Annotated in this window: 25 protein-coding genes and 1 pseudogene; 18 read left to right on the forward strand and 8 right to left on the reverse strand. The window is 60.0% G+C overall.

All coding sequences use genetic code 11. The annotated features are described in order from the left end of the window. Positions 1–118 precede the first annotated feature (118 nt). Together ABID26_RS35380 and ABID26_RS35385 are read right to left on the reverse strand one after the other, a co-directional pair. Positions 119–1,546 carry an HD domain-containing protein gene (locus tag ABID26_RS35380; RefSeq protein WP_354418099.1) on the reverse strand — a complete coding sequence of 476 codons (1,428 nt, stop codon included), beginning with the start codon at positions 1,544–1,546 and terminating at the stop codon, positions 119–121. Positions 1,547–1,607: 61 nt separating this feature from the next. Then, positions 1,608–3,002 (reverse strand): radical SAM protein, encoded by a 1,395-nt coding sequence (locus tag ABID26_RS35385; RefSeq protein WP_354418101.1) that lies wholly within the window; start codon positions 3,000–3,002, stop codon positions 1,608–1,610. Between the two features lie 48 nt (positions 3,003–3,050). Here ABID26_RS35385 and tmk point away from each other — a divergent pair, with 48 nt between their 5' ends. Together tmk and ABID26_RS35395 are read left to right on the forward strand one after the other, a co-directional pair. Continuing rightward, positions 3,051–3,665, forward strand: coding sequence for a dTMP kinase (gene tmk, locus ABID26_RS35390; protein ID WP_354418103.1), 615 nt, complete (start codon positions 3,051–3,053; stop codon positions 3,663–3,665). A 195-nt stretch (positions 3,666–3,860) separates the two neighbouring features. Further along, positions 3,861–4,724: a DUF5677 domain-containing protein gene (locus tag ABID26_RS35395; protein ID WP_354418104.1), complete on the forward strand. Its 864-nt coding sequence runs from the start codon at positions 3,861–3,863 to the stop codon at positions 4,722–4,724. Between the two features lie 492 nt (positions 4,725–5,216). On the opposite strand, the gene ABID26_RS35400 is transcribed toward ABID26_RS35395, so the two are convergent. After that, complete coding sequence (locus ABID26_RS35400) at positions 5,217–5,981, reverse strand: Crp/Fnr family transcriptional regulator (protein ID WP_354418160.1); 765 nt, start codon at positions 5,979–5,981, stop codon at positions 5,217–5,219. A 170-nt stretch (positions 5,982–6,151) separates the two neighbouring features. On the opposite strand from ABID26_RS35400, the gene hemN reads away from it, so the two are divergent. Beyond that, positions 6,152–7,501: an oxygen-independent coproporphyrinogen III oxidase gene (hemN, locus tag ABID26_RS35405; RefSeq protein WP_354418162.1), complete on the forward strand. Its 1,350-nt coding sequence runs from the start codon at positions 6,152–6,154 to the stop codon at positions 7,499–7,501. Between the two features lie 370 nt (positions 7,502–7,871). On the opposite strand, the gene queE is transcribed toward hemN, so the two are convergent. From queE to queC, 3 genes are read right to left on the reverse strand one after another with little or no spacing between them, the layout of a single operon-like run. Further along, complete coding sequence (gene queE / locus ABID26_RS35410) at positions 7,872–8,606, reverse strand: 7-carboxy-7-deazaguanine synthase QueE (RefSeq protein ID WP_354418106.1); 735 nt, start codon at positions 8,604–8,606, stop codon at positions 7,872–7,874. Beyond that, positions 8,603–8,959, reverse strand: a complete 357-nt coding sequence (gene queD / locus ABID26_RS35415; RefSeq protein WP_041003134.1) for a 6-carboxytetrahydropterin synthase QueD — start codon at positions 8,957–8,959, stop codon at positions 8,603–8,605. The genes queE and queD overlap by 4 nt, the downstream gene beginning before the upstream one ends. Next, the gene (queC, locus tag ABID26_RS35420; RefSeq protein WP_354418107.1) at positions 8,959–9,657 is read right to left on the reverse strand and encodes a 7-cyano-7-deazaguanine synthase QueC; all 699 of its coding nucleotides are present in this window, start codon (positions 9,655–9,657) and stop codon (positions 8,959–8,961) included. Before queC ends, queD begins: the two co-directional genes overlap by 1 nt. 495 nt (positions 9,658–10,152) lie before the next feature. On the opposite strand from queC, the gene ABID26_RS35425 reads away from it, so the two are divergent. Both ABID26_RS35425 and ABID26_RS35430 read left to right on the forward strand, forming a co-directional pair. Then, a complete protein-coding gene (locus tag ABID26_RS35425; RefSeq protein WP_354418108.1) occupies positions 10,153–10,554 on the forward strand; it encodes a hypothetical protein in 402 nt (133 codons plus the stop codon). 185 nt (positions 10,555–10,739) lie between these two features. Continuing rightward, a pseudogene (locus tag ABID26_RS35430) lies at positions 10,740–11,110 on the forward strand (transposase); the annotation flags it as partial. A 1,573-nt stretch (positions 11,111–12,683) separates the two neighbouring features. On the opposite strand, the gene ABID26_RS35435 reads toward ABID26_RS35430, so the two are convergent. Beyond that, complete coding sequence (locus tag ABID26_RS35435) at positions 12,684–12,932, reverse strand: DUF6074 family protein (protein WP_354418109.1); 249 nt, start codon at positions 12,930–12,932, stop codon at positions 12,684–12,686. Between the two features lie 442 nt (positions 12,933–13,374). Between ABID26_RS35435 and ABID26_RS35440 the strand changes: the two genes are divergently transcribed. Beyond that, positions 13,375–13,638, forward strand: a complete 264-nt coding sequence (locus ABID26_RS35440) for a helix-turn-helix domain-containing protein (protein WP_354418111.1) — start codon at positions 13,375–13,377, stop codon at positions 13,636–13,638. 538 nt (positions 13,639–14,176) lie between these two features. Here the strand turns inward: ABID26_RS35440 and ABID26_RS35445 are convergent. Further along, the gene (locus tag ABID26_RS35445) at positions 14,177–15,151 is read right to left on the reverse strand and encodes a hypothetical protein (RefSeq protein WP_354418113.1); all 975 of its coding nucleotides are present in this window, start codon (positions 15,149–15,151) and stop codon (positions 14,177–14,179) included. Positions 15,152–15,656: 505 nt separating this feature from the next. On the opposite strand from ABID26_RS35445, the gene ABID26_RS35450 reads away from it, so the two are divergent. From ABID26_RS35450 to panD (ABID26_RS35505), 12 genes are all read left to right on the forward strand, one after another. Then, on the forward strand, positions 15,657–15,854 hold the full coding sequence (locus ABID26_RS35450; RefSeq protein WP_354418115.1) for a hypothetical protein: 198 nt from the start codon (positions 15,657–15,659) through the stop codon (positions 15,852–15,854). 95 nt (positions 15,855–15,949) lie between these two features. Then, positions 15,950–16,918: an NUDIX hydrolase gene (locus ABID26_RS35455; RefSeq protein WP_354418163.1), complete on the forward strand. Its 969-nt coding sequence runs from the start codon at positions 15,950–15,952 to the stop codon at positions 16,916–16,918. Positions 16,919–16,982: 64 nt separating this feature from the next. Then, positions 16,983–17,957 carry a quinolinate synthase NadA gene (gene nadA / locus ABID26_RS35460; RefSeq protein WP_354418165.1) on the forward strand — a complete coding sequence of 325 codons (975 nt, stop codon included), beginning with the start codon at positions 16,983–16,985 and terminating at the stop codon, positions 17,955–17,957. Continuing rightward, a complete protein-coding gene (locus tag ABID26_RS35465; RefSeq protein WP_354418117.1) occupies positions 17,954–19,492 on the forward strand; it encodes an L-aspartate oxidase in 1,539 nt (512 codons plus the stop codon). The genes nadA and ABID26_RS35465 overlap by 4 nt, the downstream gene beginning before the upstream one ends. Position 19,493: 1 nt before the next feature. After that, the gene (gene nadC / locus ABID26_RS35470; RefSeq protein ID WP_354418166.1) at positions 19,494–20,375 is read left to right on the forward strand and encodes a carboxylating nicotinate-nucleotide diphosphorylase; all 882 of its coding nucleotides are present in this window, start codon (positions 19,494–19,496) and stop codon (positions 20,373–20,375) included. Positions 20,376–20,764: 389 nt separating this feature from the next. Continuing rightward, entirely contained in the window at positions 20,765–21,217 is a 453-nt protein-coding gene (panD, locus tag ABID26_RS35475) for an aspartate 1-decarboxylase (RefSeq protein ID WP_354418119.1), read from the forward strand. Between the two features lie 62 nt (positions 21,218–21,279). Continuing rightward, positions 21,280–22,278: a biotin synthase BioB gene (gene bioB, locus ABID26_RS35480; protein WP_354418121.1), complete on the forward strand. Its 999-nt coding sequence runs from the start codon at positions 21,280–21,282 to the stop codon at positions 22,276–22,278. Continuing rightward, positions 22,275–23,423 carry an 8-amino-7-oxononanoate synthase gene (locus ABID26_RS35485; RefSeq protein WP_354418123.1) on the forward strand — a complete coding sequence of 383 codons (1,149 nt, stop codon included), beginning with the start codon at positions 22,275–22,277 and terminating at the stop codon, positions 23,421–23,423. Before bioB ends, ABID26_RS35485 begins: the two co-directional genes overlap by 4 nt. Positions 23,424–23,439: 16 nt before the next feature. Beyond that, positions 23,440–24,075, forward strand: coding sequence for a dethiobiotin synthase (gene bioD, locus ABID26_RS35490; RefSeq protein WP_354418168.1), 636 nt, complete (start codon positions 23,440–23,442; stop codon positions 24,073–24,075). Beyond that, positions 24,075–25,340 (forward strand): adenosylmethionine--8-amino-7-oxononanoate transaminase, encoded by a 1,266-nt coding sequence (locus ABID26_RS35495; protein ID WP_354418169.1) that lies wholly within the window; start codon positions 24,075–24,077, stop codon positions 25,338–25,340. Before bioD ends, ABID26_RS35495 begins: the two co-directional genes overlap by 1 nt. Then, positions 25,337–26,320: a beta-ketoacyl-ACP synthase III gene (locus ABID26_RS35500; RefSeq protein WP_354418125.1), complete on the forward strand. Its 984-nt coding sequence runs from the start codon at positions 25,337–25,339 to the stop codon at positions 26,318–26,320. Before ABID26_RS35495 ends, ABID26_RS35500 begins: the two co-directional genes overlap by 4 nt. A 66-nt stretch (positions 26,321–26,386) precedes the next feature. Next, entirely contained in the window at positions 26,387–26,839 is a 453-nt protein-coding gene (gene panD, locus ABID26_RS35505) for an aspartate 1-decarboxylase (protein ID WP_354418127.1), read from the forward strand. Positions 26,840–26,864: the final 25 nt, after the last annotated feature.

Genomic DNA, 26,864 nt, shown 5'->3' on the forward strand with positions numbered 1-26,864 from the left:
GCTGTGCTGCTAACCACGCTCGTAAGGACGACCTTAAGAGCGCAGCCTCGCTACCGTGCCATGCTCGCGCAAGGCGGCCTTCGCCGGAGGCGTACGAAGGACACCGCCTGCCCTTCCATTATCCTTTTGCAGCTGACAGCTTTTTGGCGATCAAGATCCTGAGTTCTGTCTCAAGCGTTTGACCGTATCCTGCGACGCGGTCGTCATAATAAATCCTATGAATGTTGAAAGACGCTGCACTGGCCACCACCGGCGAGATGGAGGCTATATCCACGATCTTGCCGCCGACCTCGACATTAATCTGCTGAGGATCGCCCCCGACCATATTCTTCGGTTTGTAAATCGGACGATCGTAGGTGTCGTAGTAGCAGCCATCACTCCACAGCGTGTCGTTCCCGCTGATCTCCTCGCATACTTCCTTGCAGACGCCGTTCAGCCTGGTCACACGCTCTACGGCAGAGAGTTTCTGAATACGGGAGTCGTCGGCCGCCGCCTCATCAGCCATCTTCCAGACATCATGCATCGGGTAGATCTTTCTTGAGGCGATGCGCCGTGCGATCGCCGCAATCGATTGGTCCCTGGCCCCTTGCAGAAGGTAAAGCGATCCCCAAAAGAGCGTGTCGTCCAGCAGCAAGGCATTCTCCAGGTCGTCCGGTTTGTGAAAAAATCGAACGAAAGGATGGTCGGCCGAAATGCCTGCGGCGGCTTCGTCACCAACGGCAACCAGTTCAAACACCCTGCTCATTAACAGCGCGAACATGTACTCCAGCCCACGCGTCTTTTTGTGCAGATAGATGGTTGGATACAGCTGGAATAGCGTGACCGTGAACTGTTCAAGCGAAATGTAAGCCTTGCTGTTGACGTACAGGAAGCGGCCGTTTTGGCTGTCGCCCGTCTTGAAGTTCCGGATCAGCCAGTCGAGGTCGATCCCGCCCGATGATACGCCGGCGAAGTAAGGATCGCGCTTAGCGTAATCCAAGCGGTCTGCGTCAAGCTGGCTGGATACGACCGAGGTGTAAATACACCCCTTTCTCGATTTCGTGATCATGTCCGCAACAAGCTGGGGGAACTCCTTCCCGCCAAGCTTCGTCAACGCTGTTCCCACAGAGGACTCTAAGATGATCTTAGGACTGACCTTTTCGTGATCGACGGCATCCTTGAGGCCGACACGCTGTTCGGCCTGCTCCGGATTCCTTTTAAAATAGAATTCCATCGCTTTCTCGAAAGCGTGGCTGAACATGCCATGGCCGACATCATGCAGAAGGGCGGCGGTCAGACATGCCTGGCCTTCGCGCGACCAATTTCCTTGCCGCGCCTCCGGTTCGACTACCAATAGCATTCTTTTTGCGACAGAATACACGCCGAGCGAATGCGCAAATCGGGAGTGGGTAGCGGAGGGAAAGACATAATCAGAGAAGCCTAGCTGCTTGACCCGACGTAGCCGCTGAAAGAACGGATCCGATAGCAGATCCTTAAGGGCATTCTCGGCGTCGCCTTGAAACTCGACAAACCCGTGGATCGGGTCTTTAATCATCTTGGCTATCATGTTTGTGGGGTCCCTTACCTGCAATACGCGTTTGCCATCCTGGAATTCGGTGACGTGCGGGTCAGACCCGCGCATGCGAGGAAATTGCGAAGGGCAGACAGGCCGGATCGGAAGCCTCGACATCGAGGTCGAAACTGGCACGGCTGTATCCTCGCGGGTAGTATGAGAAGCTTTTCAGCGCAAAATACGCATTTGCATCCATGTATCGACGCGAGAGCTCAAGGCTAAGCGCTTCTGCGGCCTGCGCGTCAAAATCCTTGCTGAGATGCATTACGGAAATGCCCGTCTTCGCGGCACTCTCCATATCGATCGGTCGTGCTCCGAGAGCGGCCCAGTTGTCGATCAGGATATGGGCTGTTTTGGGGGGACCGTATGCAATTACCGGTCCAACCGATACGCCCGTGATGGCGGCAGCGTTCTGGTCGAGCCACGCCCTTGTTTCGCCTAGAGTAGTGGCGGACTCGCCCGCGTACAGCAAGACGTTGACTTTGGCCATAACGCCGTGAGCGCGGCACGCAGCCAGCAGGTCTTCGGCGCTGCGTAGGTAGCGATCCGGCTTGTCGGACTTCTCCATGGCCAATATTTGTGTTGGCGACGCCGTTTCCAAACCCAGATCGATGACGCGCAGTCCTGCCTCAGCCAGACCCGCCAGCGTGGTGGGTGTCATCACATCCACCCGCGTCTCTGTTCTCCAAGCGATATCGAGGCCAAGTCGCCTAGTCTCGTCTGCCAGCGCCGCTGCCCATCTCGCGGTCGGCATAAACATGGACGACTGGAGGTATGGGTGAATTTGGCCACCGCCGTACTGCTCCTGCACCCCGGCCAAAGACTTGGCGATGATTGCAGGATGACCGAGCTTTTCGACCGGAATGTCACGTTCCTCGCAGAACTTGCAACCCATCCCGCAGCCCCGCGAAGCCTCGACACTCGGCTGATACCTCAAATAGCCATCGACCAGCAGATGGTTCAGCGTGAAACCCGGGGTAGGAACAGCAATGCGGTCAAGAATCGGACGCTCGGTGAGCAACTTCTCGATGTATGGTTCACCTAATCCGGGCGCCAACTCGTCCGCCTCCGGGAGCATGGCCCTGAACCATTCCGTATCTGGCCCCACAACCCACCGTCCACCGACGACGACCCTGCAATCTGGATCTGCCGCTTTCACTAACCTGCAAAACGCCTGAGCCCACGACAGGGCGTAGAAGCTTGGGATTGACAGCATGAGGGGGTACCGCAACGGAAACCTACCAGATGCCTGCATCTCAGCAAATATGTCATCTGGGGCCCGGTGCTCCCCATGGATCAGCACCGCTTTATGTCCGGCAAGCCGGAGCGTAGTAGCCAGGGACAGTGCGCCATAATTGAGATAGAGCTGACGACGAGCGAGCGCGTGGTCCCTCTTCTTGGGAGCTAGCATGCCGGCGGAGACGAACGTCACGACGTCTGAACGATACATGGGAATTTCGCACCGAAGGAAGTAGGCAGACGGATATAGGGGGAATATTTGCCGTTTGTAAGTATCGAAGGAATCGATGGTAGTGGAAAAACACTCCAAGCTGAGTTTTTGGCAGCCTCGCTTAGGGCACGCAACTTAACGGTTTTGAGGACCAAAGAGCCGGACGGGGGCTGGATTGGCCTCGGCGTTCGCTCGATACTTACTGCCGAACGGCCTTCCCCTTTGTCGCCACAGGAGGAAATGCTGCTCATTTCAGCTGCGCGTTTCAACCACGTTCGCGGGGTGATCCGCCCTGCCCTGGTCGCGGGGAACTGGGTCGTGACGGATCGGTTCGTCGACTCGACCTTCGCATTCCAGGTCTATCAGACAGGAGTCTCAGAACGGGCATTCGAGGAGATCACTGCTGAGGTCGTCGGCAATACGATGCCCAACTTCACCTTCATATTAGACATCGACGCCGATACAGCAGTCCGGCGTCGCAACGCTAGAGCCGGAAAGCCGGGCGACGATCCTGCCGAAGCAACGCGCAATTTTGCTCGCATTCGTAATGGATACCTAGAAGTGGCACGGCGTTCACCGCGACGATGCTACATTATCGATGCGACGGCGATGCCCCGTGTCGTGGCAGATCGGATTATGTCGATAATCATTAGCCAGTTGTAGATAAGTGAGAGTGAAGGCATCAACCCCCGCGGGTACGATGCGTTGAAGCTAAATCGTGTCGACCGGTAGGAACTCGTTGTCGAAGTCGGCGTCCATTCCCGCTTCCCTTTTCATGCGAATACTATCATGACGCGAATGTACCCGGATCGACCCTGGAGACCGGATGTGTCACCCTCGCCCTTGGAGGAACCCGATTTGAAAGAACTCAATGATATTCTGGCGAAATACCAAGGGTTGCCTTTGCCAGTGGTTGGCGACGCTCTCCCCGCTCTGGAAAAATTTGCAAAGCTGTTCTTTGCCGACTGCGCGGAAATCTATGACATTTTCACCCGTGTAAAGGATACCGAGCGGAACCCTTCAGGATTCTCATTGGTCGATGCTCCTATCCTCGGATTGCTGGTTAAGATCAGTAAAATCATGCGCGAGATTGTTAAATACTACGACAGCGGGGATGCCAACGTCATTGCTTATTTGGAGCGGCAGGCGATAGAGGCGGCCGTGGTTGCGCGTTATTTGCTCTCTGCAACCCCGGAAACGATTGAAAGCTATCGAAAATGTTCGTTCAAGGACCGCCTCGCAGCCTTCGAAGCTGCGGCGGAAGGCTTCTATGCAACTAAGGCCGGAAAGCGTCTCAAGGCTTCGATTGCAGACCAGTTCGAAGCCGAGGGCCTCAATGCGTCAAGTTTCGAACTTCAGAAGAAGCAGAATTGGAAAGTTGATGGAAAAAGTGTTCGCGACATGTTTGCTGAGATCGGCATGGGGGATCTTTATGGCAGCGTTTACGGCTTCGGCTCGGAGTCAATCCATGCAAGCTGGGGGCACTCCATTAACTTCGATCTTTCCCGGAATACCGACGGCACCTATTCGGCACTCCCGATAGAGATGCCAGCCGACGTGCGGTATGTTGGTCCCGTCTTGTTATTTTGCAACCCAGCCTATGTCGGATGGTGCAAACGGATCGGGTTGGGACGCTTGGTAGGCGTGCTGAACTGGATCGATCAGGTCAACCGGCAACTATTTGATGCCTTTGACGCCGTCTACCAACCTATGGATGGATAGCCTGCCGAGTGTCGCAAACATTCCCGTCAAAGACGAAACCGGGGGCGTGGCCGTCGGGAGTACTTCCCACGAGTGACTTACCTCACCGACCTCAAATCCGTTGAATGGCCGACCTCCCGGGTGCCGACCCTTCGCGGTTACACCAGAGCTACATCGCTTGGCTCGGCCAATTTTCAATGCAGCCATCTCTTTGAAAAGATTGGTGCCGGCAGCAGGGCTCGAACCTACGACCTGCGGTTTTGGAGACTGTCGCTCCCCGCGAATGAGGCGCAATTGACCTTGGCCCGGGTCTAATCTGCCTCCACCAGCCGATTGCGCGTTGAGCACGTCGAGGATCAATGCCTGGCGACCAGATGGCCGAAACACTCTGACGATCAGTCCCGGTGGTCCGATAGATGCTATGCCCCTTTTTCGAAGGCTTGCGGCGACGCATCGCGCTCGAACGCGATCGTGCCCTGTCCCGGACCAGGCAAGCGAGGCAGGAGCGGCTGCTCAGGTCTCGTAAATGGGGCGGTTTCGCCTCGGCCACCGCCCACCGCAACGTTGTTCCAGCCGGCTTATGTCGTCTACCGTGACACGGCGGCTGTTCTCGATCCGGATCACGCCGTCCATCCTCAGTCTGGTCAGCTGACGGCTCACCGTCTCATTTGTAATCCCAAGGAAATCAGAGATGCCGGCGCGCGTCAGCGGCAGATCGAAGCGCGCCGATCTGGCCGCCGGGCCAACACCGGAATCGATGTTGCGGGCGATCATGAGAAGAAAGCTCGCTACCTTCTCAGGCGCGGTCTTGCAGCCCAGAGTCACCATCCATTCGCGTGCTTCGTCGAGTTCGTTCAGCGTCTGCCTGAGCAGGCGATGCTCGAGCTCCGGCGATTGCTTCATCATCTGTTCGATTGCCGCTTTCGGAAACGAGCACAGCGAGACTGTCGTTGCCGCTTCGGCATGGATTGCGCTTTTCGCCTTGAAGGGCTGTCCCAGAAAATCCGGCGCGAACCGGAGACCGACGATTTGCTGGCGGCCGTCCGAGAGGCTCTTCGTCAGCTTCACCACGCCCGAAAGCACGTTCGAATAGCTGTTGAGGGTCTCCGCATCGCCAATCAGTTCGACGCCCGGTTCGACGCTGTGCCGTGACGAAGTCTTGGCGAGCTTAGCCAAACGATCTGGATCGAGCGCGCTGCAGAGGCCGCGGCGCCGTGCCTGGCAAGACAGGCAATAGGCGGGGATGCCGGAACTGTGAATGTCGTGCCGTACTGTCATTGATCGCTCTCCCGATCTGATCGCCCTCCCGGTCCCAAGCGCCGGCACGATAACAATCGACGGTAGAAAAATCCTTGCGGCAGTTTGTCATGCTGGAGGCTGACCGAGATCAGTGCTTTGGCTCATCTGTGCGTCCACAGTCCCGGCGACTCAAACAGGTTGACTACAACATGCGATCGGAACTGGCTGCCAGGCTTGGTGAGAACGTCCCGCGCTATACCAGTTACCCCAGCACACCACATTTCCATCCGGGTATCGATGCTGTCGTTTATCGCGGCTGGCTGGAGGCGCTCGAAGGAGGCGGGGAGCTATCGCTTTACCTGCATATTCCCTATTGCGACAGGCTCTGCTGGTTTTGCGCGTGCCATACCAAGCATACACGTCACTATGCGCCGGTCGCCGCCTATTTGCATTCGTTGTATGCAGAGATCGCGACGGTTGGCAGCCTTGTCAGCGGCAAGGGCCGAGTTCGCGCGGTTCATTTCGGGGGCGGTTCGCCGACCATGCTGAAGCCGCAGCATCTAGTGACATTGGGGACGGCGCTGCGAGACAATTTTGATTTTCTCGACGATGCCAAGATCAGTGTCGAGATCGATCCGAACGATATGGACGGAGCCCGCCTCGACGCGCTTGCCGAAATCGGCATGACCAGGGCGAGCCTCGGCGTGCAGGACTTCGATCCGAAAGTGCAAAGGGCGATCAACCGCGAGCAAAGTTTTTCGCAGACCAAGGCTGTCGTCGATGGCGTTCGTTCCCGGGGAGTAGATTCCGTGAACCTTGATCTGCTCTATGGCCTGCCGCATCAAACCAGCGAGAGCGTGCGGTCCACCGTGGCGCAGGCGCTCACCCTGGAACCGGACAGGATCGCGCTGTTCGGCTATGCTCACGTGCCCTGGTTCAAGAAACATCAGACGATGATCGACGAGGCATGGCTCCCTGGTCCCACGGAGCGAATCGCTCAATCGCGACTTGCTGCGCGAGCGATCGAGGACAAGGGGTACGAATCAATCGGGCTCGACCATTTCGCAAGGCCGGGCGATGCGTTGGCGATAGCGGCCCGCACGGGAGAATTGCGTCGCAATTTTCAGGGTTACACCGAGGATCGCTGCGAGACGTTGATTGGACTTGGCTCTTCGTCCATCGGCCGATTTCGTCAAGGCTATGTGCAGAACATGCCTTCGACCGGCGAATACCGGAGCATGATGGAAGACGGGAAGCTGGCCGCCGTCCGCGGCATAGCATTTTCCGACGACGATCGCGTCCGGGGCTGGATCATTGAGCGACTGATGTGCGATTTCGCCTTTTCGGCGATCGACCTGGTGGAGAGCTTCGGGAAAGCCGGCCAAAGGCTCCTTCGTCAGGCAAGCTCCATAGCCCTTAAGGATCCTGCTCGACTGCTTGAACTCCAAGGCGACAGATTCGTCGTGCCGGCGGAAAATCGCCCCTTCGTAAGGAGCATTGCGGTGAAGTTCGACAAATATTTCGAGGGTGGAACGGCCAGGCACTCAGCTGCAGTTTGAGCATTTTGTGGAGCTGACATTGTTCCTTCTCTGACTGGATCGAGAGGTAGGTTCCGAACGCCGCGGGCTTCTCCCCATCGCGGCGCCTCAGTCGAACGCGACAACGTCGCAGCAGGCGCCGTGCCAAAACCGCGGCGGCGCGAGAAATGCGCAGGATCCTTCATATCTTGCTTATGCAGGTTTCTGCAGTGGCCGCTGGCGCGTGCCTATTCGACAGAAGGGCCGAAGTCAGGGTGGAGTGTCGCTCTGGGCGCTACATGCTGCCTCAGCGACAGGAAAGCCGTCGACGCAGGCTCTTTACAGGCTGTGATCGGCATCTTGAGGTCGATTCCTATGGGATACCGAAGGCTGTCGCCCCGGCGAGTGCTGGCTAGACGCCTCGTTTGTTACCCCAGAGCATAACGTGCAGCTGTGGTAACACGCGGGCTTCGAACCACCTGTCGCGGGTTACGCTATCAACCAGCCACTCCATGCGTTTCATTATTCCATCAACGTCGACAGGCGCGTCTTCATTTCCGGGGTGTGGCGGCGTGTGATTGCCGGGTTGCAGATAGACTGGAAGTCGCGGAAATCTTGCCGCGGCCTCTTTCGCAAAGGTATAGTCATCTTCGTCGAAAACAACGAGCTTCAGCACGACTTGCGGCTTGTCCTGCGCCGCCTGGAAGCATGCCTCGATAGTAGCCCAATCGGTCCTCATTTCACTTGACGGCGGCTTTGGGCTGAGGACCAGCACGTCGAGCTCGGCGAACCATTCCCTGACCACGGAACCTTGGGTTTCCAGAGCAAATCGGTAGCTCTCGTCATGGCCTCGCTTGATGAGAGCACCGAAAGGCTGGATAGCCGGATTGCCGCCTGACAGCGAAACCATCAACGGGCGGCCGCCGGAAAGCGCGACAACGTTTTGCCACACCGCGTCGGAGGACATCATCTGCCATTCATCCCGGAACTGCCTGTCCACCGCATGCAGACTGTCGCACCAGGAACAGCGATAATCACACCCGCCGGTTCTGACGAAGACCGTCGGCAGACCGATGAGCACGCCCTCGCCCTGGATCGTCGGCCCGAAAATCTCACTCACGCGGATTGCGGGATGCGTATCGGTCATGGCCGGCATTCGGCCCATGTTTTCGGCGTCTCGCTAACCCGCACGGCTGTGGTTTCGGGCAAGCGTGCCTTGCACCATTCATAAAAGTGTCTGGCCAGACATTCCGCGGTAACCTTTTCATGGCCCAGCACGTCATTGAGATGTCGGTGGTCGAATTTATCGTCGATATAACGTTTGAGCGGTGCCAAATCGTGATAGTCGCGGACAAAGCCGTGCTCGTTCAGTTCCTTGCCCGATAGCTCCACTTCGACGATGTAGTTATGCCCGTGCAGGCGCGCGCACTGGTGGTCAGGCGGCAGGGACGTGAGTTGATGAGAGGCTGAAAAGTGGAATTCCTTGGTGATGCGGAACATTACACGCCCCTCCTGCGCAACGCGTCGAGCCAGAAGTCGGCGTCCTCGTAGTCGGTGGGATCTGGGTGGCCACAGAGATGAAATGCCTCGCGCCGCTCGACGCACGTCCCGCACCGTCCACAGTGACGCTTGCCGCCCTTGTAGCAGGACCAGGTCTCCGCAAAGTGCGTGCCGTGTCGGGCTCCATCCTCAATTATGTCCGCCTTTGTGAGATTCACATAAGGCGTATAGAGGCGAATATTCGCGTAGCCTTCGAGCGCGCGGTCTTGCATCATCTGGAAGGCGTCGATGAAGGCTGGCCGGCAGTCCGGGTAGATGAAGTGATCGCCACCATGCACGGCCGTCGCCACCGCTTCGGACTTGCGCGCGGCCGCGAAGCCGAAGGCGATGGCCAACATGATGGCGTTCCGGTTGGGCACCACCGTGACCTTCATCATGTCTTCGGCGTAGTGCCCGTCCGGTACCTCCACATTGTCGGTCAGCGCGGAGCCGGAAAGGCCGCGGCCGATTTCGCGGATGTCGATGATGCTGTGCGGGACGTTCAGACGCTCCGCGCAAAGGCCGGCGAAGTCCAATTCCTTGCTGTGCCTTTGGCCGTAATCGAAGGATAGGAGGCCGGCGAGTTCGTGCTCCGCTGCCACCTTGTGAGCAAGGGAAATGGAGTCCAATCCGCCGGAGCAGACGACGAGAGTCTTCATCGTTGGGGTTTCCTGTTTTGACCGGGTAGGCTGCGACCGGAGATTTCTCTGCTCTCCCAGTACCCCAGGGAGCCTCGTTTGTGAACTGAGGACGAATTTGATGCGCTGACGTGCCGCTATGCTCAAGCGGGTTGAGCCTGCAAGAAACACGAAACTGATAGACGGCCCACTTCACCTGCATGTCCAAGATCCAGGCATAACAAAATAGGCTCTGAAAGAGGCCGGACCTTCAGAAACAAGCTTCTCGACGCTTCGATCAAGCGCCAGGTGGCCGAGCTTCGAGGACCTAAGGAACAGAGTTTGTTAATGGGCCTCGAGCGGAAGCCCAACGTCATTACCAGCCCGCGCGTTTTGCCCAAGATTGGTTCGAATCGGAGCACACGCGGGTCAATGGCCGAGCGTCACCCAAACCAAATGATCGGGAGTGGGCCGACATCTGTGAACAAGCCGTGTGCGTCGTTGCAATCACCTCCGTGTTGCGCGCAATTACCCGCCATGGCTGCGGATGAACTGGATTCGCTGGTATTCCAGATGGCGGTCGAAAGTGTCGGCGCGCTCTCTATAGGCTTCACTGAAAAGGCCGCGGCGATAGCCGCCAGGAGCCGCGGTATCCTGCTTTTCGACGTGCGGGTGGACGGTGACGCGGCGGTCCAGCGGATCGCGGCCATCCGATATCCAAGTGACCGGACGGGCGTGCTGGCTTTGGACATACGAGGCGTTGGTATCCGCCATTGCATTGTCGGCGGAATCTTCTCGGGTTTGACCGCGCCACTGGAGCATTGGACCGGCATGCCCCTGTCGATGCAGGCCAAGATTAATGTCGACGACCATGCCGCTCTCTTCCTAGGCGCCTTGCGGGAGGCCGGACATATGCCGGTCAGCCAGCCTGATTCATGAGGGTTGGCGGAGGTGGTGAAAGTCGTTGAAACGCCCTCGCGTTTGGTTACTTACGCCAATCCTAAGTATTTCCGGAGACCACGCCCGCCATTGACGATCCTACGCCGCCGCTGAGCGGTTTATCATCCGTCGGAGGCAAGTCCGTCGTTGCCCGTTTCGACGGCGGCATGCCGTCGTCCAACGGTGGCGAATACTGCCGGCGCGGCGCGGCCGAAAACCAAATCAAGTCCTGAAAGACGCATCTCACTGGCCACCGCACATCCTACTCGAGAGCGACGGCTAACCAGTTCCGGCTGTTCCTGCATGCCGGCGCCTACTGGCTTATTCGGGGCTTGCGCGCCGCGATGCCGAAACGAGCTTTGCCGTCGTCGACACGCTGCGATTGCGCCTCATCAAGATCGCCGCGCGTGTGGTCGAGATGAAGACCCAAATTCGCCTGCACCCCGCGGCGCCCGATGAGGCTTGTCAAAACGCGCCGCAATGGCGACCAGAGCGCCACCTCAAGCCGACGAAAGCTCATCGCCGTGCATCAAGCGGGCCAGGTGATCGCCGGTGATCGAGGACCTCTGGATCGCCAATGCACAATGCCCCAAGTATACAACTCAGCCAGCTTTCACCAACCAAGCTTTGTTCGGAGTTGTGCTTGTCAGCGTCTTGGGGGACTGCTGGAGCTGGAAGGGTCATTATAATGGCCAACGCCGTGGCAGCAAGTATCGTTCGCGGCCAGTTAGACCCCAATTTCAGGAGACTCAAGAGCCCCACAGTGTCTTTTTCTGAGGTAGGCATTTTTCGTTTTCCTTTTGGATCATCAGTGATTTGAAGAGAATCTGGTGTTATTTGCCATTGGAAGAGGCGAAGCAGATATTCATGTGCTCGAGTCATGAGTTCTCCTGAATGTTTGTTTTACGAGAATCGTTATGGCAGGCCTAGCTGACAGCCTGAAAGCGATCTGCGGGATAGCGATCCTGTCTGCCTAGGGTAGCAACATCCAACGGAGCTGGGCGTCCCACGGGATGCGCAGCTGATTGCGTTCGGACGAACGTCATGTGAACTCCTGGGTTACCTGCGCGACGGCAATGTCGGAATACGCATCATGGCTGCGACTATGCAATTGGCATGCCACTAAGAGGGTTGTGAGCAGCGACCACAAATCGGAGGATTCGCCCCTGGCCGGCTTGATCCTAGCCCCTAGGATGTCTGGATCTGAACACAGATTGTCGTCAATCGGACTCGGACAAAATGCTGTGACCAGCTTTGGCACCGGCTGACGCCAGAGTCCTCGGTTGAGAATTGCGCGTCTGGTAGCGGATTGGGCAACACGCGATCGCACCTATCTAGCGATCACTGATCGCGAGTGATCGAGGTCACAGTGAGAGGCGCGTGGTAGAGTTGAAAACCCAAATTCGCCTGCACCTGCCGACATCCTGCCCCGACCAGCGCATTCTGCGCATCGTCCTCAGTCGCATCCCGCAACTCGCGACATAAACGATAGGGCGCAGACCTCCGGGAACAAACCCGCTGACCTCAACCCGCAAACCCTCGCCTTCATCCACGACGGATCACCGCCGGCGCCTGATGAGGTTTGGGAAAACGCACCGCAAAGGAAACCAGATCGCCGCTTCAGGCCGCCGAAAGCTCATCGCCGTGCATCAAGCGGGCTACCGCGCCGAATCGGAGGCGTAAGGATCGATCACGATCGCCTCTTAGCCGCTCTACCCTTTTTGCAATCAGGAGGAGCTTCCACAGCTCACTCGGCGAGTCGACACGAGATCGCAGATGGCAGTTGGCCAAACACCAAAACTGGCGCACCGATGGCAATCGGCTTTCCTTGGTGCAGGCCTCGCCCGGCAGGCAGAGGCGCATGCGACGGCTACACCGGCTGCCTGCCCGAGGATCTGATCGACGCATAGTAGGACAGGGGAGGCGTTTAGGCGCGGCCTACCGCGGCATTCCTAGAAGCGCGCCGGCAGCCTGGGCGGGGGCTTGGGGCGAGACTGCCGGCGCACGACACTCACGAAGAGCGGCCCCTTTTTGCGGTTCCGACAGCCATAGTCAACCCAGCAGCGTCCGGGTGCCCGCTGTGCTGTTGTAACAGCGGTGCGATGTCGGCAGTGTCGCGAGCGATGCTATCATACAAGCGTCGCAGCACTCCGGGTGTCTATATCGCTTAAGATTGCATGAAGAAGCGTTCCAACTTCCTGCTCGGCGAGCCTGGGTGAAATCCCTGATTCGGACAGTTGAACCAGAATTTGCTTGGCGGTGTTGCGCCAGAAGGCATTCGCGTCTTCCCCGTTCTTGGATTCCAGGATCCGGGCGATACCTTCGACCAACTTCCGCCGCCGGTGCAGCGGAAAGGCGCTTATGTTCGAATCACACATCCATCACCTCATCTGTTGAGCCGGCGAGTTTGTATTGGCGGCTTAGAAAATCTGGTTAACAGCGCTTTTTTTGCCGGTGATCCGCAATGGAATAAAAGCGTCGGCCAGGCTCGGTGGACGGTGCCGCGATCGCACTGGACACGGCGATAGGGGCGAGTTTCGAGTTCCTGTTCAAGAGGGCCGTCAGCCATGATGAGCCGCTGGCCATAGGGCGTGATGCGGGTACAGCCGACCAGGCCAGCTGAGGGCAGGCAGGTTCTTGGACTTGATCAAAATCGGGTGAACCGCCATATTCCGATCTGCCCGCCAATTTCAGGCGGTCCATTTCATGGACGAGGCCGACCGGGCCTATTCGACGTTCGTTTTTTTGAATTGCTGGCAGGGCCAGGTCGGGAAGGAGTCTCTCGATCATCCGGCGCCCTGAGTATTCTTGGAGGTTTCTATGAAGGATTCGCGCATTCCCAAGCCCGTTCTGGTGGCTATGTCAGAGGGGGTGCACATCATTCGCGCTTATCGTGAACACCTTGGATATTCGATCGAGGACGTGGCGGTGACGAGTGGGCTAGCCACTGAGGAAATCCAAAACATCGAGTCGGGCTTAAGGTACAACAAGGGCTATCGGGATCGCATCGTGAAATCATTGTCCCTGTCTGTGGGAATTGTTGAGGAGGCCGAGATGATGGGGCGCTGCGTCACGAGTGGATAATCTGCAAGTGAGTTGAACATCAATACCCAGTTCGCGGCACTGTTTGGCTTGATTGGCGGCTGAAGCGGCCCGAGCCGGTCGGCCGCCCGGCGGGTCGCCGGATGCCTGCGGCAGAGCCATGGAATTTGAAGAGCGTCAAGCTCCGATGCATAGGCGATCGGCAGGGCGTTGCGAAGGTCTAGACTATTGCCGCCAAACGCATGCAGGCCGCTTAGGGTTTCTGAACACTACCTAAAACAGCCACGGCCCCATTTCTCCGCTCATACTAGCTGAGATCCTAGAATGCGAGGTTGAAATGCTGGCAAGGTCAGCCGAACTATCCATGTCAGGTCTTCGATGGGTATAGCGCCGTTGGCGCCGGGACATATCAGCACTCGTCTCCTTTCTGCGGCTTGGGTGATAGTAGGATTGCAACGGCACCATGTGGCGGAAAACGCCCGACCGTGGACGCTGATTGTTCCGGGATGGCGCCATTGCTTATTTGCCTGCGAGGCACTGGTCTTCGGTCTGGGAAAGCTGTTTCGGCACTTGGCCGAAATCAGCGAATAACCGGCTCGCCGTGGAAGCGTCGGCGCGAGGGCGGCGAAACGCCGAAGCCGACTTCCATCATCAGCCGCGGGCTGTGCGCCGGTACGGTGCCCATGTGGAAGCCGAACGGATCCTCGACGAAACCAAGCCCTGCCTCTCCGGTAAGAGTCGCGGCGCTTTGCTCGCCATAGACGCCCAGAACCTCTTCTGCGGGATGGCCGACGAGAAGCGTCAGTTGATGCTTGAGCGCGCGTCGCTTGTGACTGCCGCGGACATAGACATGCGGGCCGGTGCCCTCGTCTACCGGCAGTAGGTAAAAGAAGAACTTCAACATCCGCCAGTCGTCAAGATCGAAGTGGTATTTGCCGAGTGATGCCAGGTTCTTGTCGGCGTCGGAGGCTTGGCTGGTGGGGAAGCTCCACCAAACGCGCGTGGTGATCAGTTTTGCCTGGCCGCCGAGATAGTGTGCAGCGACATCCATGAGCAACGGATCGTTTTGGATGGCAACTGCCGCCTTGCAGCCGAGAATGCGCTCGAAATAGTGGCCGCTGAGCAACGGACGGCCGAACCGAGCTTCAGCCTGTGCATGCTCCGTCGGCATGAATTCGAAACGGCGATCGAAATTGCCAAAGCAAGGTGTGCACCGGACGAAAGCTGCAATCTCCTCATGGATAAATTTGGGCAAGACGAGTCCGGAAAAAAGCCCATCCGACTGCAGCGCATCGACAACGTCCTGGCGATTGACGCCGACAAACATTGTTTCCCGGCCTTTCTGCGACGCTCGAACAGGCTTTGCACCAAGCCAGTGCATTCTCCGTGCCGGCATAGTGCGGGCGAGCACGAACATCGGCAGCCACGCTGGATTCTCGCGAAGATCCGACAGATATGTCGGAATGCGTACGGCCATGCGACGTAGCATACCGCCGTTTCGCGCGATCGCCTCGAGACTTGTAGCGCCGGCTTTGTCGGTATTCGTAACGGTCATCAGTATCCTCAGGTATGAATGCACTTTCGACGAAGCATTGGTTCTCACTGCCTCGTCCCGTATTACCCAAGCCCGATTCCCGCAGCGGAAGAACGCTAACCGCGCGTCAAATTTTGTGCAACGCACAATCACCGCGCCGCGCAAATGCAGTTAGCCCGGAAAATTCATGGCAGGCGGCCGGAAGACCCTGCATTGGTTCCTGGAAGCGTGCCAGCACCGCATCGATGGCCGCGAACTCCTCGGCCAGCGGTCCGGCTCGTCCGCCTCGCTTGGTTCGACGCGGTTCTGCTCCGGCGCCACAGCCGTCGCCTCCTCCCATCTGCTTTCGACGCCGCCGTTCCGCCGTTGCGGCCAGTCAGCTGCCGCAATGCTTCCTGGCCCGAGCGCCCAGTCGGGGCGTTGCCAAAAAATCTGCCGGCGGGTGCGCAGGACCGCGCGCGGGTGAGTCCATGCGTAGGCGCGCGCGAATATCCATGTGGGCCTCATGCATGACGAGGTCCTCGACATGGACAAGCTCGCCGTCCAGCCACAGCGTCGCGGCCGCATCGTGAAAATGGAACCGCTCGATAAAACCGTCGCGCACCGACAGGCGGGCAAGGGGCTCGTCGAAAGACCGGCCGCGCTCAACGCAAACTTCCTTCCCCTACGTTACCCACCGCAGGTGTCGCGTTTGGCACGTTTCTGTGCAGTTGCTAAGAGCTAAAAATGGCCATGCAGTTTCGCGGTGTTGACGTGCAGGTTGCTGCGTCTAAATTAAATCGATTAAGGCACCCAGGCCTACCAACCACTTTCGCGACCATGGACAAACAGGCAAAAGGAACCAGGAAAGACCGAGCCGCCGTCAAGGCCGACGAAGTCAAAGTGGACCTGATCGCCTTTGTCGTCGCTGTAAACGACAATGAACCCTGTGTCCTCACCATCGGCCAGGCGGATACGCTACCTTCCGGACCATTTGCGCTTGAGCACCGATCGCTGCAATCCGGGTTGAGGGGGTGGGTAGAGCAGCAGACCGGCCATCCGCTGGGCTACATTGAGCAACTCTACACCTTTGCCGATCGAGACCGCATCGGCTCCGGGCGCCGGCAGCGCGCTATCTCCATCAGCTATCTCGCACTCACGCGCAAGGAACAGGCAGCGAGCTCGCCCAATTGCGGCTGGCGAAGCTGGTATGAATATTTTCCATGGGAGGACCACCGCTCCGGGACGGCGCCGGTGGAGTTGGACGTCCTGCGGCCGCGGCTGATTGAATGGGCAGACGGCGCCGGCGACGCCGCGACGAGACGCGAACGTCGACAGCGGACAGCGACAGCCTTCGGCTTCGACGGCCGCCATTGGAATGAGGAACTCACGCTTCAACGCTATGAGTTAATCTACGAAGCAGGTCTGGTCCAAGAGGCGGGAAGCGCGCGCGACGCGACGCGGCCTTCGCTGGTGCCAAGCAAGTCCATGGTCGCCGATCACCGTCGGATCGTGGCGACCGGCATTGCGCGACTACGCTCCAAGATCAAATACCGGCCGGTCGTCTTTGAGCTGATGCCGCAATCATTCACTTTGCTACAGCTGCAACGAACCGTCGAAGCGCTCGCCGGCAGGCTGATCAACAAACCGAACTTTCGTCGCCTCATAGAGCAGCAGGAGCTGGTCGAGGAGACCGGCGAGACTTCTGTCGATACCGGCGGGCGACCGGCAAGGCTCTATCGCTTCCGCCACGCTGTCCTGGACGAGACGCCCATAGTCGGCACAAAATTGCCTGTCGCGCGGGGTTGACACGCTTATAGTCGGCATAGATATATACCAGTTATAGTCAAATGGATTATAATTGGAGGGGCCGATGAGCGGGGCGTTACCTTCAGCCGCGTCTCTTTATCGGCGCGTCTGGCGCCTCATCCCGCCGGCGGAATGGGCAGCGTTCAGCGATGACATCGAGGCCATTTTGGCGCTCAAGCGCGAGCGCAATGCCGTCATCCTGGCCCACAACTATCAAACACCCGAAATCTTCCACTGCGTGGCCGATATCGTCGGCGACAGCTTGGCGTTGGCTCGCAAAGCTATGACGGTCGAGGCGCAAGTCATTGTGCTGGCCGGCGTGCATTTCATGGCCGAAACGGCCAAGCTCCTTAATCCGGACAAGACGGTGCTCATTCCGGATCTCGGCGCCGGTTGCTCGCTAGCGGATTCGATCACGGCACAAGACGTGCGCTTGATGCGCCAGCGTTATCCCGGCGTGCCGATCGTCACCTATGTCAACACGTCGGCCGAAGTGAAAGCCGAATCCGACATCTGCTGTACATCGGGCAACGCCAAGGCGGTCGTCGAATCCCTTGGCGTCCCCCGGGTGATTATGTTGCCGGACGAATATCTGGCCCACAATATCGCCGCCCAGACCGACGCAGAGATCATCACCTGGAAAGGCCATTGCGAGGTGCATGAGCGCTTTACGCCGGCCGATATCCGCGAGTTGCGCGAGAACCATCCCGGCGTGAAGGTGCTGGCCCACCCGGAATGCCCGCCCGACGTGGTGGCCGAAGCCGATTTTTCCGGCTCGACCGCAGCCATGTCCGACTATGTCGAAACGCAAAAGCCGCCACGTGTCGTGCTGATGACGGAATGCTCGATGAGTGACAACGTCGCGTTAGCGCACCCAGATGTCGAGTTCATCCGGCCCTGCAATTTGTGCCCGCATATGAAGCGGATCACGCTCGCCAATATCCGCAGCGCGCTCGAGGAGAACCGACATATCGTCACGATCGATCCGCGTGTCGCTGAACGGGCCCGCTGGGCCGTCGAGCGCATGCTCTTCGTATGACGACCTACTTCCATGACATTGGCGGGGCTCCGGTCATCATCGGCGCTGGCCTGGCCGGACTGATGACGGCACTGCATTTGGCGCCACAACCAGTCGTCCTTCTTTCCAGGACGCCACTTGGTACGGATGCCTCGAGCACACTCGCGCAGGGTGGGCTTGCAGCAAGCTTTGGCGAGGACGACAGCCCCGACCTGCACCTTGCCGACACGCTTGCCGCCGGCGATGGGCTTTGCAACGAAGAAATAGCCAGGCGAGTGGTCGAGGCCGTCCCTCACGCCGTCGAGAACCTCATTCGTCTTGGTGCTCCCTTCGACCGCGCTTTGGATGGAAAACTGCGGCTCGGGCTGGAGGCAGCCCATTCACGGCGCCGGATCGTCCATGCCGCTGACGCCACAGGCCATCAGTTGTTTCATGCGCTGCTTGCCGTGGCGCGGCGCACCCGTTCGATCACAATCATGGAAGGTATAACAGCCCTTCGCCTGGTGGTCGCCGAGGGCTGCACCGTTGGCGTGCTGGCTGTGCTTGAGAGCGGCGTCTTCGCATTGCCCACCCGCCGCGTGGTGTTGGCGAGCGGCGGCATAGGTGGCCTGTTTTGCGACACGACCAACCCGCTTTCTTCGTTTGGCCAGGGGCTGGCGCTGGCCGCCTGTGCCGGCGCCGAGCTCGCGGACCTGGAATTCGTGCAGTTCCACCCGACCGCGCTCGACACGCAGCGCCGGCCAATGCCGCTGATAAGCGAAGCCGTGCGGGGCGAAGGTGCAGTGCTGGTCGACGAATATGGTCACCGCTTTCTTGCCGCGACCCCTGGCGCTGAATTCGCATCGCGCGACGTGGTTGCGCGGGCGATCGCCAATCAACTCGCCGCTGGCCATCGTGTCTACCTCGATGCCCGTCGATGCCTCGGGCAGAAATTCGCAAAACGCTTTCCCGCGATCGATGCGGCGTGCAAGCAGGCTGGCATCGACCCGGCCATGGAGCCTATTCCCGTGCGCCCTGCGGCTCACTATCACATGGGCGGCGTGGCCGTTGACACGGAAGGGCGCAGTTCCGTCTCGGGCCTATGGGCGTGCGGCGAAGTGGCTCACACGGGACTGCACGGCGCCAACCGTCTCGCCAGCAACTCGCTGGCCGAAACCGTTACAACAGCCGCCTGGGTAGCGGCAAGTGTCGCCGGCACTTGCGCAGGCTGGCAGTGGCCCAGGCTTCCCGCAACTGTGTCTGTGCGACCCGATCCTTCACCTGTCCGCAAACTTGTCTCGAATGCGCTCGGGATCTTTCGCAATGGCAAAGCGCTTGGCGAGGCGATCACCACCCTTCTGCCGATCGCGGTCGGCGAGACAGCGGCGGCCGATCCGGCTCTGGTGGCGTTGTTGATCGCGATCGCGGCATTTCGGCGCGAGGAAAGCCGCGGCTCGCACTTTCGGTCCGATTTTCTGGGCCGCAATCCCGAAGCCCTGCCCTCGCGACTGACGCTTTGCACTGCCTTTGAGAATGCCGTTGCGCTCAGTTGGCAGAGATCCGAACGGAGTTGCTGATATGAGTTCCCTTGCACCGCTTCCCCAGATCATCATGGAGCCGATCGTACGCGGTGCCCTGCTCGAAGATCTGGGCAGAGCCGGCGACATCACCAGCGATGCCATTATCCCCGCCGATTGCAAGGCGACGCTCGCGTTGAATGCCCGGCAGGCCGGCGTTGTCGCCGGGCTCGATCTGGTGATGTTTGCCTTTCTGCTGGTCGATCCTGGGATCAGCATGCAGTTGCGCTGCCCAGAGGGCGGCAAGGTTTCCGCCGGGGAGACCATCGCGATCGTAAACGGGCCGGCGCGAAGCCTGCTGACGGCCGAGCGGACCGCGCTCAATTTTCTGTGCAAGCTGAGCGGCATCGCAACGGCGACAGCCTCGTTGGTCAACGCGGTGCGGGGCTATAACGCAAAGATCGTTTCCACAAGAAAGACGACGCCTGGCCTGCGTGTCCTGGAAAAATATGCCGTGCGCGCGGGAGGCGGCGCGAACCACCGCTTCGCCCTCGATGACGCCGTGCTCATCAAGGACAATCACATCGCTATTGCCGGTGACATCCGCACCGCAATCGAGCGGGCGCGCAGTGCCATCGGTCACCTGGTCAAGATCGAGGTCGAGGTCGACACGCTGGACCAACTGGGGATGGCGCTGCAGGCGAGTGTCGACGCCGTTCTCCTCGACAACATGTCGGTCGAGGACCTTACCCAGGCCGTGGCGATGGTCGGAGGGCGAGCGATCACCGAGGCGTCGGGTCGGGTGACACCGAAAACGGCTCCCGCAATCGCGGCGACTGGCGTCGATCTCATCTCGGTCGGCTGGCTTACCCATAGCGCTCCCATTCTCGACATTGGCCTGGATATGCCCGCGGACCGGAATTGCCGCAGGCATCTGAACTGAGGGAGAGGGCATGAACCGGGACCGCAGGAACTCCTTTGGCCGTAGGCTAACTCGCGCCACCACGTCCTTAGTTCCACCGACCGCCGACCCAAGCCAGCTCCTTGGCGCACTGCATAGTTCTAGCGGCGAGGAGAAAGCGACGGGCCAGGGGCAAACAAAGGACCGCGTGGAAGCACTTGGCTTTATCATCTGCCGGCTCGACGAACTGCGCCAGATGGCTGCCTCTCACGGACTGGAAGCACTCGGTTGCCTGTTGGATGTCGCCTTCAATGAATCCTGCGACGCGATCAGAAGGGAGCGTCCTTGCGCTCAAGCGGAAGAAAGCACGCGATAGGCGCCGAGAACGCGAGGCACCGGGGCACAGGATCGACGTCGTTTTGGAGGAAGGGATGCGCAAAATCGTTGCCGGCAAGCTGCACGGCATCCACGTCACCGAGGCCAATCTCGACTATCACGGCTCGATCACGCTTGATCCCGACCATTGCGAGGAGGCAGGCATGCTGCCGATGGAATTCGTCGAGATCTGGAACAAGAATTCGGGCGCGCGCATCTCGACCTACGTCATCCTCGGCGAGCGCGGGTCGCGCTGCTGCATCCTTAACGGTGCCGCGGCCCGCACCTGCCAGCCAGGCGACCAGGTCATCATCTGCAACTCGGTCTATGTGCATGAGAGCGAGCTGACCGCGCTCAAACCGCGTGTGCTGACCTTCGACAAGGATAATCGGATCGTCGACCGCCTGACTTATTCGGTCGAGCGCGATGCGGAGGGAAGCTACTGCTTTTCCATACTCAATGATGCCAAAAACATCCTGCCCGTGCCGGTGCTGGTGAGCAGATCGTGACGGGCTCCCAAGCCTGTTCTCTTGCTGGCTGAAACCCAAACGTTTTTGCTGATGGAGGTGGAATGAACGCGGAACCTAATCGGAACCTGACATCGGACCCTCTCGGTTGGGCGCTTCCGCCGTGGACGCGAGAGGAAGCCCAAGCAGTCTACGACCTGCCTTTCAACGACCTCATCTTCCGGGCGCAGACGATCCATCGTGAGAATTTCGATCCCAACCGGGTGCAGCTGTCACGCCTGCTGTCGATCAAGACCGGCGGCTGTCCCGAGGATTGCGGCTATTGCAGCCAGTCCGCGCATCACCAGTCCGGCCTCAGGGCCTCGAAGCTGATGGAAGTTCAGCGCGTCATTGCCGAGGCCAGGAAGGCGCGGGACGCGGGTGCCACGCGCTATTGCATGGGCGCCGCATGGCGCAGCCCCAAGGAGCGCGACATGGAGGCGGTAGTCGCCATGGTCGAGGGCGTGAAGGCTCTCGGCATGGAGACTTGCATGACTCTCGGTATGCTCGATCTCGAACAAGCCGCTCGATTGAAGCAGGCGGGGCTCGACTACTACAACCACAACATAGACACGTCGGAGCGCTACTACGGCGAGGTCATCAGCACGCGCAGCTTTGCCGATCGGCTGGATACGCTCGAAAACGTTCGCCAATCCGGCATCAAGGTCTGCTGCGGCGGGATTGTTGGAATGGGCGAAGAGCCGGTGGACCGCATCGACATGCTGGTGACTTTAGCCAACCTGCCGGAGCCGCCCGATAGCGTTCCAATCAACATGCTCATCCCGATCGCTGGCACCCCACTTGCCGACGCCAGCCCTATCGAGCCGATCGAGTTCGTGCGCATGATTGCGCTCGCCCGCATCATGATGCCGAAATCGCATGTCCGCCTTTCGGCCGGCCGCACCGCCATGACCGACGAGATGCAGGCGCTGTGCTTTTTTGCCGGCGCCAATTCGATCTTCGTCGGCGACACGCTGCTGACGGCGGGCAATCCGGGCCAGGACAAGGATACGCTGCTCTTTCGGCGTCTGGGCATCGAGAGGATGGAACTGGAGGCGCAGTGAACGAGGCACCGTTTGCCCGCTACGAAGCGACCTTGCAGGGACTGGCGCGCAAGGACCGGCTGCGGCGGCTTGCGCCGCGCGCCGGCCTCGACTTCTCGTCGAACGACTATCTCGGGCTTGCCGCCTGCAAGAGGCTTGGCGACGCGGTTGTGGCTGCGATCGCGCGGGGAACGCCGGTCGGCGCAACAGGATCGCGGCTGCTGCGCGGCAACGCGCCGGAGCATGAGCAACTGGAAGCTCACGCTGCGGCGTTTTTCGGGGCCGAGCGCGCGCTTTTCTTCGGCGGCGGCTACATCGCCAATTTCGCTATTCTGACGACGCTGCCGCAAAAGGGCGACCTACTTGTCCTCGACGAGTTCGCCCATGCCAGCATGCACGAGGGTGCGCGCGCCGGACGCGCGGAGTTCGTTCTGGCGGCGCACAACGACGTCGACGCCGTCGAGGACGCGATCGCGCGCTGGCGCGCCGAAGGCGGCATGGGACGCGTCTGGATCGCGGTCGAAAGCCTCTACAGCATGGGTGGGGACTGCGCGCCTTTGGAGAGCCTAGTCGCGCTGGCCGACCGGCACGAGGCGTTCATCGTTGTCGACGAGGCGCACGCTACCGGCGCCTGGGGGCCGGACGGCCGCGGCCTAGCCGTCGCTTTCGAGGGGCGCGACAACATCCTCGCGCTGCACACATGCGGCAAGGCGCTCGGCGCATCTGGCGCTCTCGTCACGGGCCCAAGGACATTGTGCGACTATCTCGTCAACCGCTGCCGTCCGTTCATCTATGCCACCGCGCCATCGCCGCTGATGGCCGTGGCCGCGCGCGAGGCGCTCGCGATATTGTCCGATGAACCCATGCGCCGCGCTCAGCTGCAGGAGCGCGTCGCCTTGGCGGGCCGGCAATTAGCCGATCGCTGCGGCGTGATGCCCAGCGGTTCGCAGATCCAGCCAATCATCATCGGCGACAACCGGCGCACCATGGCGGTGGCGGCGGCACTGCAGGCCCGCGGCTTCGACATACGCGGCATTCGTCCGCCGACTGTGCCGGAAGGGACTTCGCGCCTGCGCATATCGCTGACGCTCAACGTCGATAAAGCCGCCATATCCGCCATGATCGATGCGCTTGTCGAGGCGTTGGCCCAGAATGACCAAAGGTGACATGACCCGAAGCGACATCAGCAGAGGCATAGTCATCACCGGAACGGATACCGGCATCGGCAAGACGGTGTTTTCGGCGGGCCTCGTCGGCCTGCTCGACGGCTTCTACTGGAAACCGGTGCAATCGGGCCTCGACGAGGAGACCGACAGCGAGGCTGTTACCCGGCTCTCCGGCCTGCCCGCCGGGCGCATCCTGCCGGAAGTTTATCGTCTGAAGACGCCACTGTCGCCGCATCGTTCGGCCGAAATCGATGGCGTCGCAATCGAGGCGGCAAAGCTCTCGCTGCCGGACTTGCCAGGCCCGCTCATCATCGAAGGCGCTGGCGGAGTGATGGTGCCGCTCAATCGGCAGACAAGGTTCATCGATATATTCCGGGAATGGCAACTGCCGGTCATTCTTTGCGCGCGCACCGCGCTCGGCACCATCAATCACACATTGTTGTCGATCGAGGCGCTCAAGGCCCGTGCCATCCCGCTCATCGGCGTCGCCTTCATCGGCGAGGAAATGGCGGACAGCCAAAGGACGATCGTGGAATTTGGCAATGTGCGGCAGCTTGGCAGGCTGCCGTACCTTGATCCGCTGACGTCTAAAACCTTGAGGGAAGCGATGGTTTCGGGCTTCGATCTCTCGCCGATTGCACGCGGTCAATGATGTCGCAATCCCGCGTCTGGCACCCTTTCACCCAGCACGCGCTCGAGCCGGCGATCCCCGAAATTGTCCGGACTGAAGGCGCTTATCTCCACAAGGCCGATGGCACCCGCATCCTCGACGCCATTTCCTCCTGGTGGGTCGTCACCCATGGCCATCGCCATCCGCGCATCGTCAAGGCCATCGAGACGACTGCTGCAAGCCTCGACCAGATCATCTTCGCCGGCTTTACGCACGAGCCGGCCGAACGTCTCGCCAAGGCGCTGGCGAACCTTGCACCGTCCGGGCTCGACTGGGTGTTCTATTCCGACAGCGGCTCGACCTCGGTCGAGGTCGCGCTGAAGATGGCGCTCGGCTATTTCCGCAATATCGGCGCGCCGCGCTCGCGCATCGTCGTCATGAAGCACAGCTACCATGGCGACACGATCGGCACGATGAGCGTCGGCGCGCGCGGGGTGTTCAACGCCGCCTATGAACCCATGCTGTTTGAAGTCGACACCATCCCCTTCCCGGCCGCAGGACGCGAGCAGGAAACCCTGGATCGGTTCGAGGTCGTCTCTCGCGACCGGCGCGCAGCTGCGCTGATTGTCGAGCCGCTGGTGCTCGGCGCCGGCGGCATGCTGATGTATCCGGCCTGGGTCTTGGCTGAATTTAAGAGGATCGCCGAGGCTTCGGGCACGCTCTTGATCGCCGACGAAGTGATGACCGGCTGGGGACGCACCGGAACCATGTTCGCCTGCGAGCAGGCGAACATCTCGCCCGACATCCTTTGCACCTCGAAGGGCCTGACCGGCGGCACCATTCCGCTCGCCGCCACGCTGGCGACCGACGCCATCTTCCAGGCCCATTATTCGGTCGACCGGAAGAAGACCTTCTTTCATTCGAGCTCCTATACGGCCAATCCGATTGCCTGCGCGGCCGCACTCGCCAACGTCGAGATTTGGCACGACGAGCCTGTTATCGAACGGATCGCGGCCCTGGGCGCGCTGCAGGCCGCTGGCCTTCGGCGCTTTCACGACAATCCTTGCTTCACCGACTGCCGGATTACCGGCACGATCGCCGCGCTCGATTTGGGTACCGCATCCCCCGGTTATCTGGCCGGGATCGGTCCAAAGCTGCGGGCATTCTTCTTCGATCAGGGATTGCTGGTGCGCCCGCTCGGCAACGTGCTTTATCTGCTCCCGCCCTATTGCGTAACCGGCGCCGAGCTCGATCGGCTTTATGACGCCATCGAGGAGGCCGGCGAACGCTTCGGATCCAAACCATGAGCAGGTCGTCGCGCATCCTCGGGCTTGGCCACCAAGTACCTGGGCGCAAGGTTGAGAACGCCGAGATCGAGGACAATCTCGGCCTCGAGCCAGGCTGGATCGAACGGCGCACCGGAATTCGCTCGCGCTTCTGGGCGACTGACGAAGATACGCTTTCGGGCCTTGCCGCGCGGGCCGGCGACATGGCGCTGGCAGATGCGGGTATCGATCGGAGCGACATCGGTCTTCTGTTGCTCGCCACGTCAACCCCCGACCATCTCCTGCCGCCGAGCGCGCCGCTGGTTGCGCACCGGCTCGGCCTCGGCCGCGCCGGTGCCATCGACCTGACTGGCGCCTGCGCCGGTTTCATCTATGCGCTGATGTTCGCCGACGGGTTCTCCCGCGTGCACGGTCGACCCGCCCTTGTCATTGCCGCCAACATTTTGAGCCGCCGCATCAACCCGGCCGAGCGAGCCAGTGCCGTGCTGTTTGCTGATGCCGCCGGCGCGGTCGTGATCGGTCCCAGCGAGGATGCCGAACAAGGCATTCTCGGCGCTTCGGTGGATTCGGACGGTTCGCGCTACGGATTGATCCAGATCCCCGCCGGAGGAAGCAACACGCCTTTTCAAAACGATCTCGATCTCGCGCAGACCCGCATGACGATCGTCGACGGCCGCGAAGTATTCGCCAAGGCCGTGGAGATGATGACGACATGTTCAAGGGACGCGCTCGCCATAGCTCGAATGCGGCCGCAAGACATTGACCGGTTCGTCCCGCATCAAGCCAACGCCCGCATTTTCGATGCCGTCGGCCGAAACCTCGGCATTGCGGACCAGGCAATCGTCAAGAGGATCGCCGAATACGGTAACTCTTCGGCCGCAACGATCCCGCTCTCGTTGTCGCTCGCCAATCGGACGCAGCCACTTCAGCCGGGCGAGAAAATCCTTCTGGCGGCGGCGGGTGCCGGTCTCAGCGGCGGGGCGCTTGTGGTTGGGATTTAGCCGCGCGGCGGCCGCCGACAAGACATCAAGACTGTTCAGGCGAGACGAAAAAAGGACGACGGACCAATGCGCAAAATAGTCGCCGGCAAGCTTCACGGCATCCACGTCACCGACGCAAATCTCAACTACCATGGCTCGATAACGCTCGATCCTGACCACTGCGAGGCAGCCGAGATCCTCCCCATGGAATTCGTGGAGATATGGAACAAGAATTCCGGCGCGCGCATTTCGACCTATGTCATTCTCGGCGAGCGCGGATCACGATGCTGCATCCTCAATGGTGCTGCCGCCCGCACCTGCCAGCCTGGCGACCCGATCATCGTCTGCAACTCCATCTACCTGAACGAAGCGCATATCACAGCGCTGAAGCCGCGGATCGTCACGTTCGATCAGGACAACCACATACGCGAGCGCCTGAGCTACTCGGTCGACCTCGACGCATATGGCCGTTACAGTTTCTCGATCCATGATGATGCCAATGAGGCTTCGGCGATTCCTGCGCTTGTTTCCCGGGCTTGACTTGTCCCTGGCGCACGCGTGAGCC

The sequence above is a fragment of the Mesorhizobium shonense genome, assembly GCF_040545255.1.
GTDB lineage: Bacteria > Pseudomonadota > Alphaproteobacteria > Rhizobiales > Rhizobiaceae > Mesorhizobium > Mesorhizobium shonense.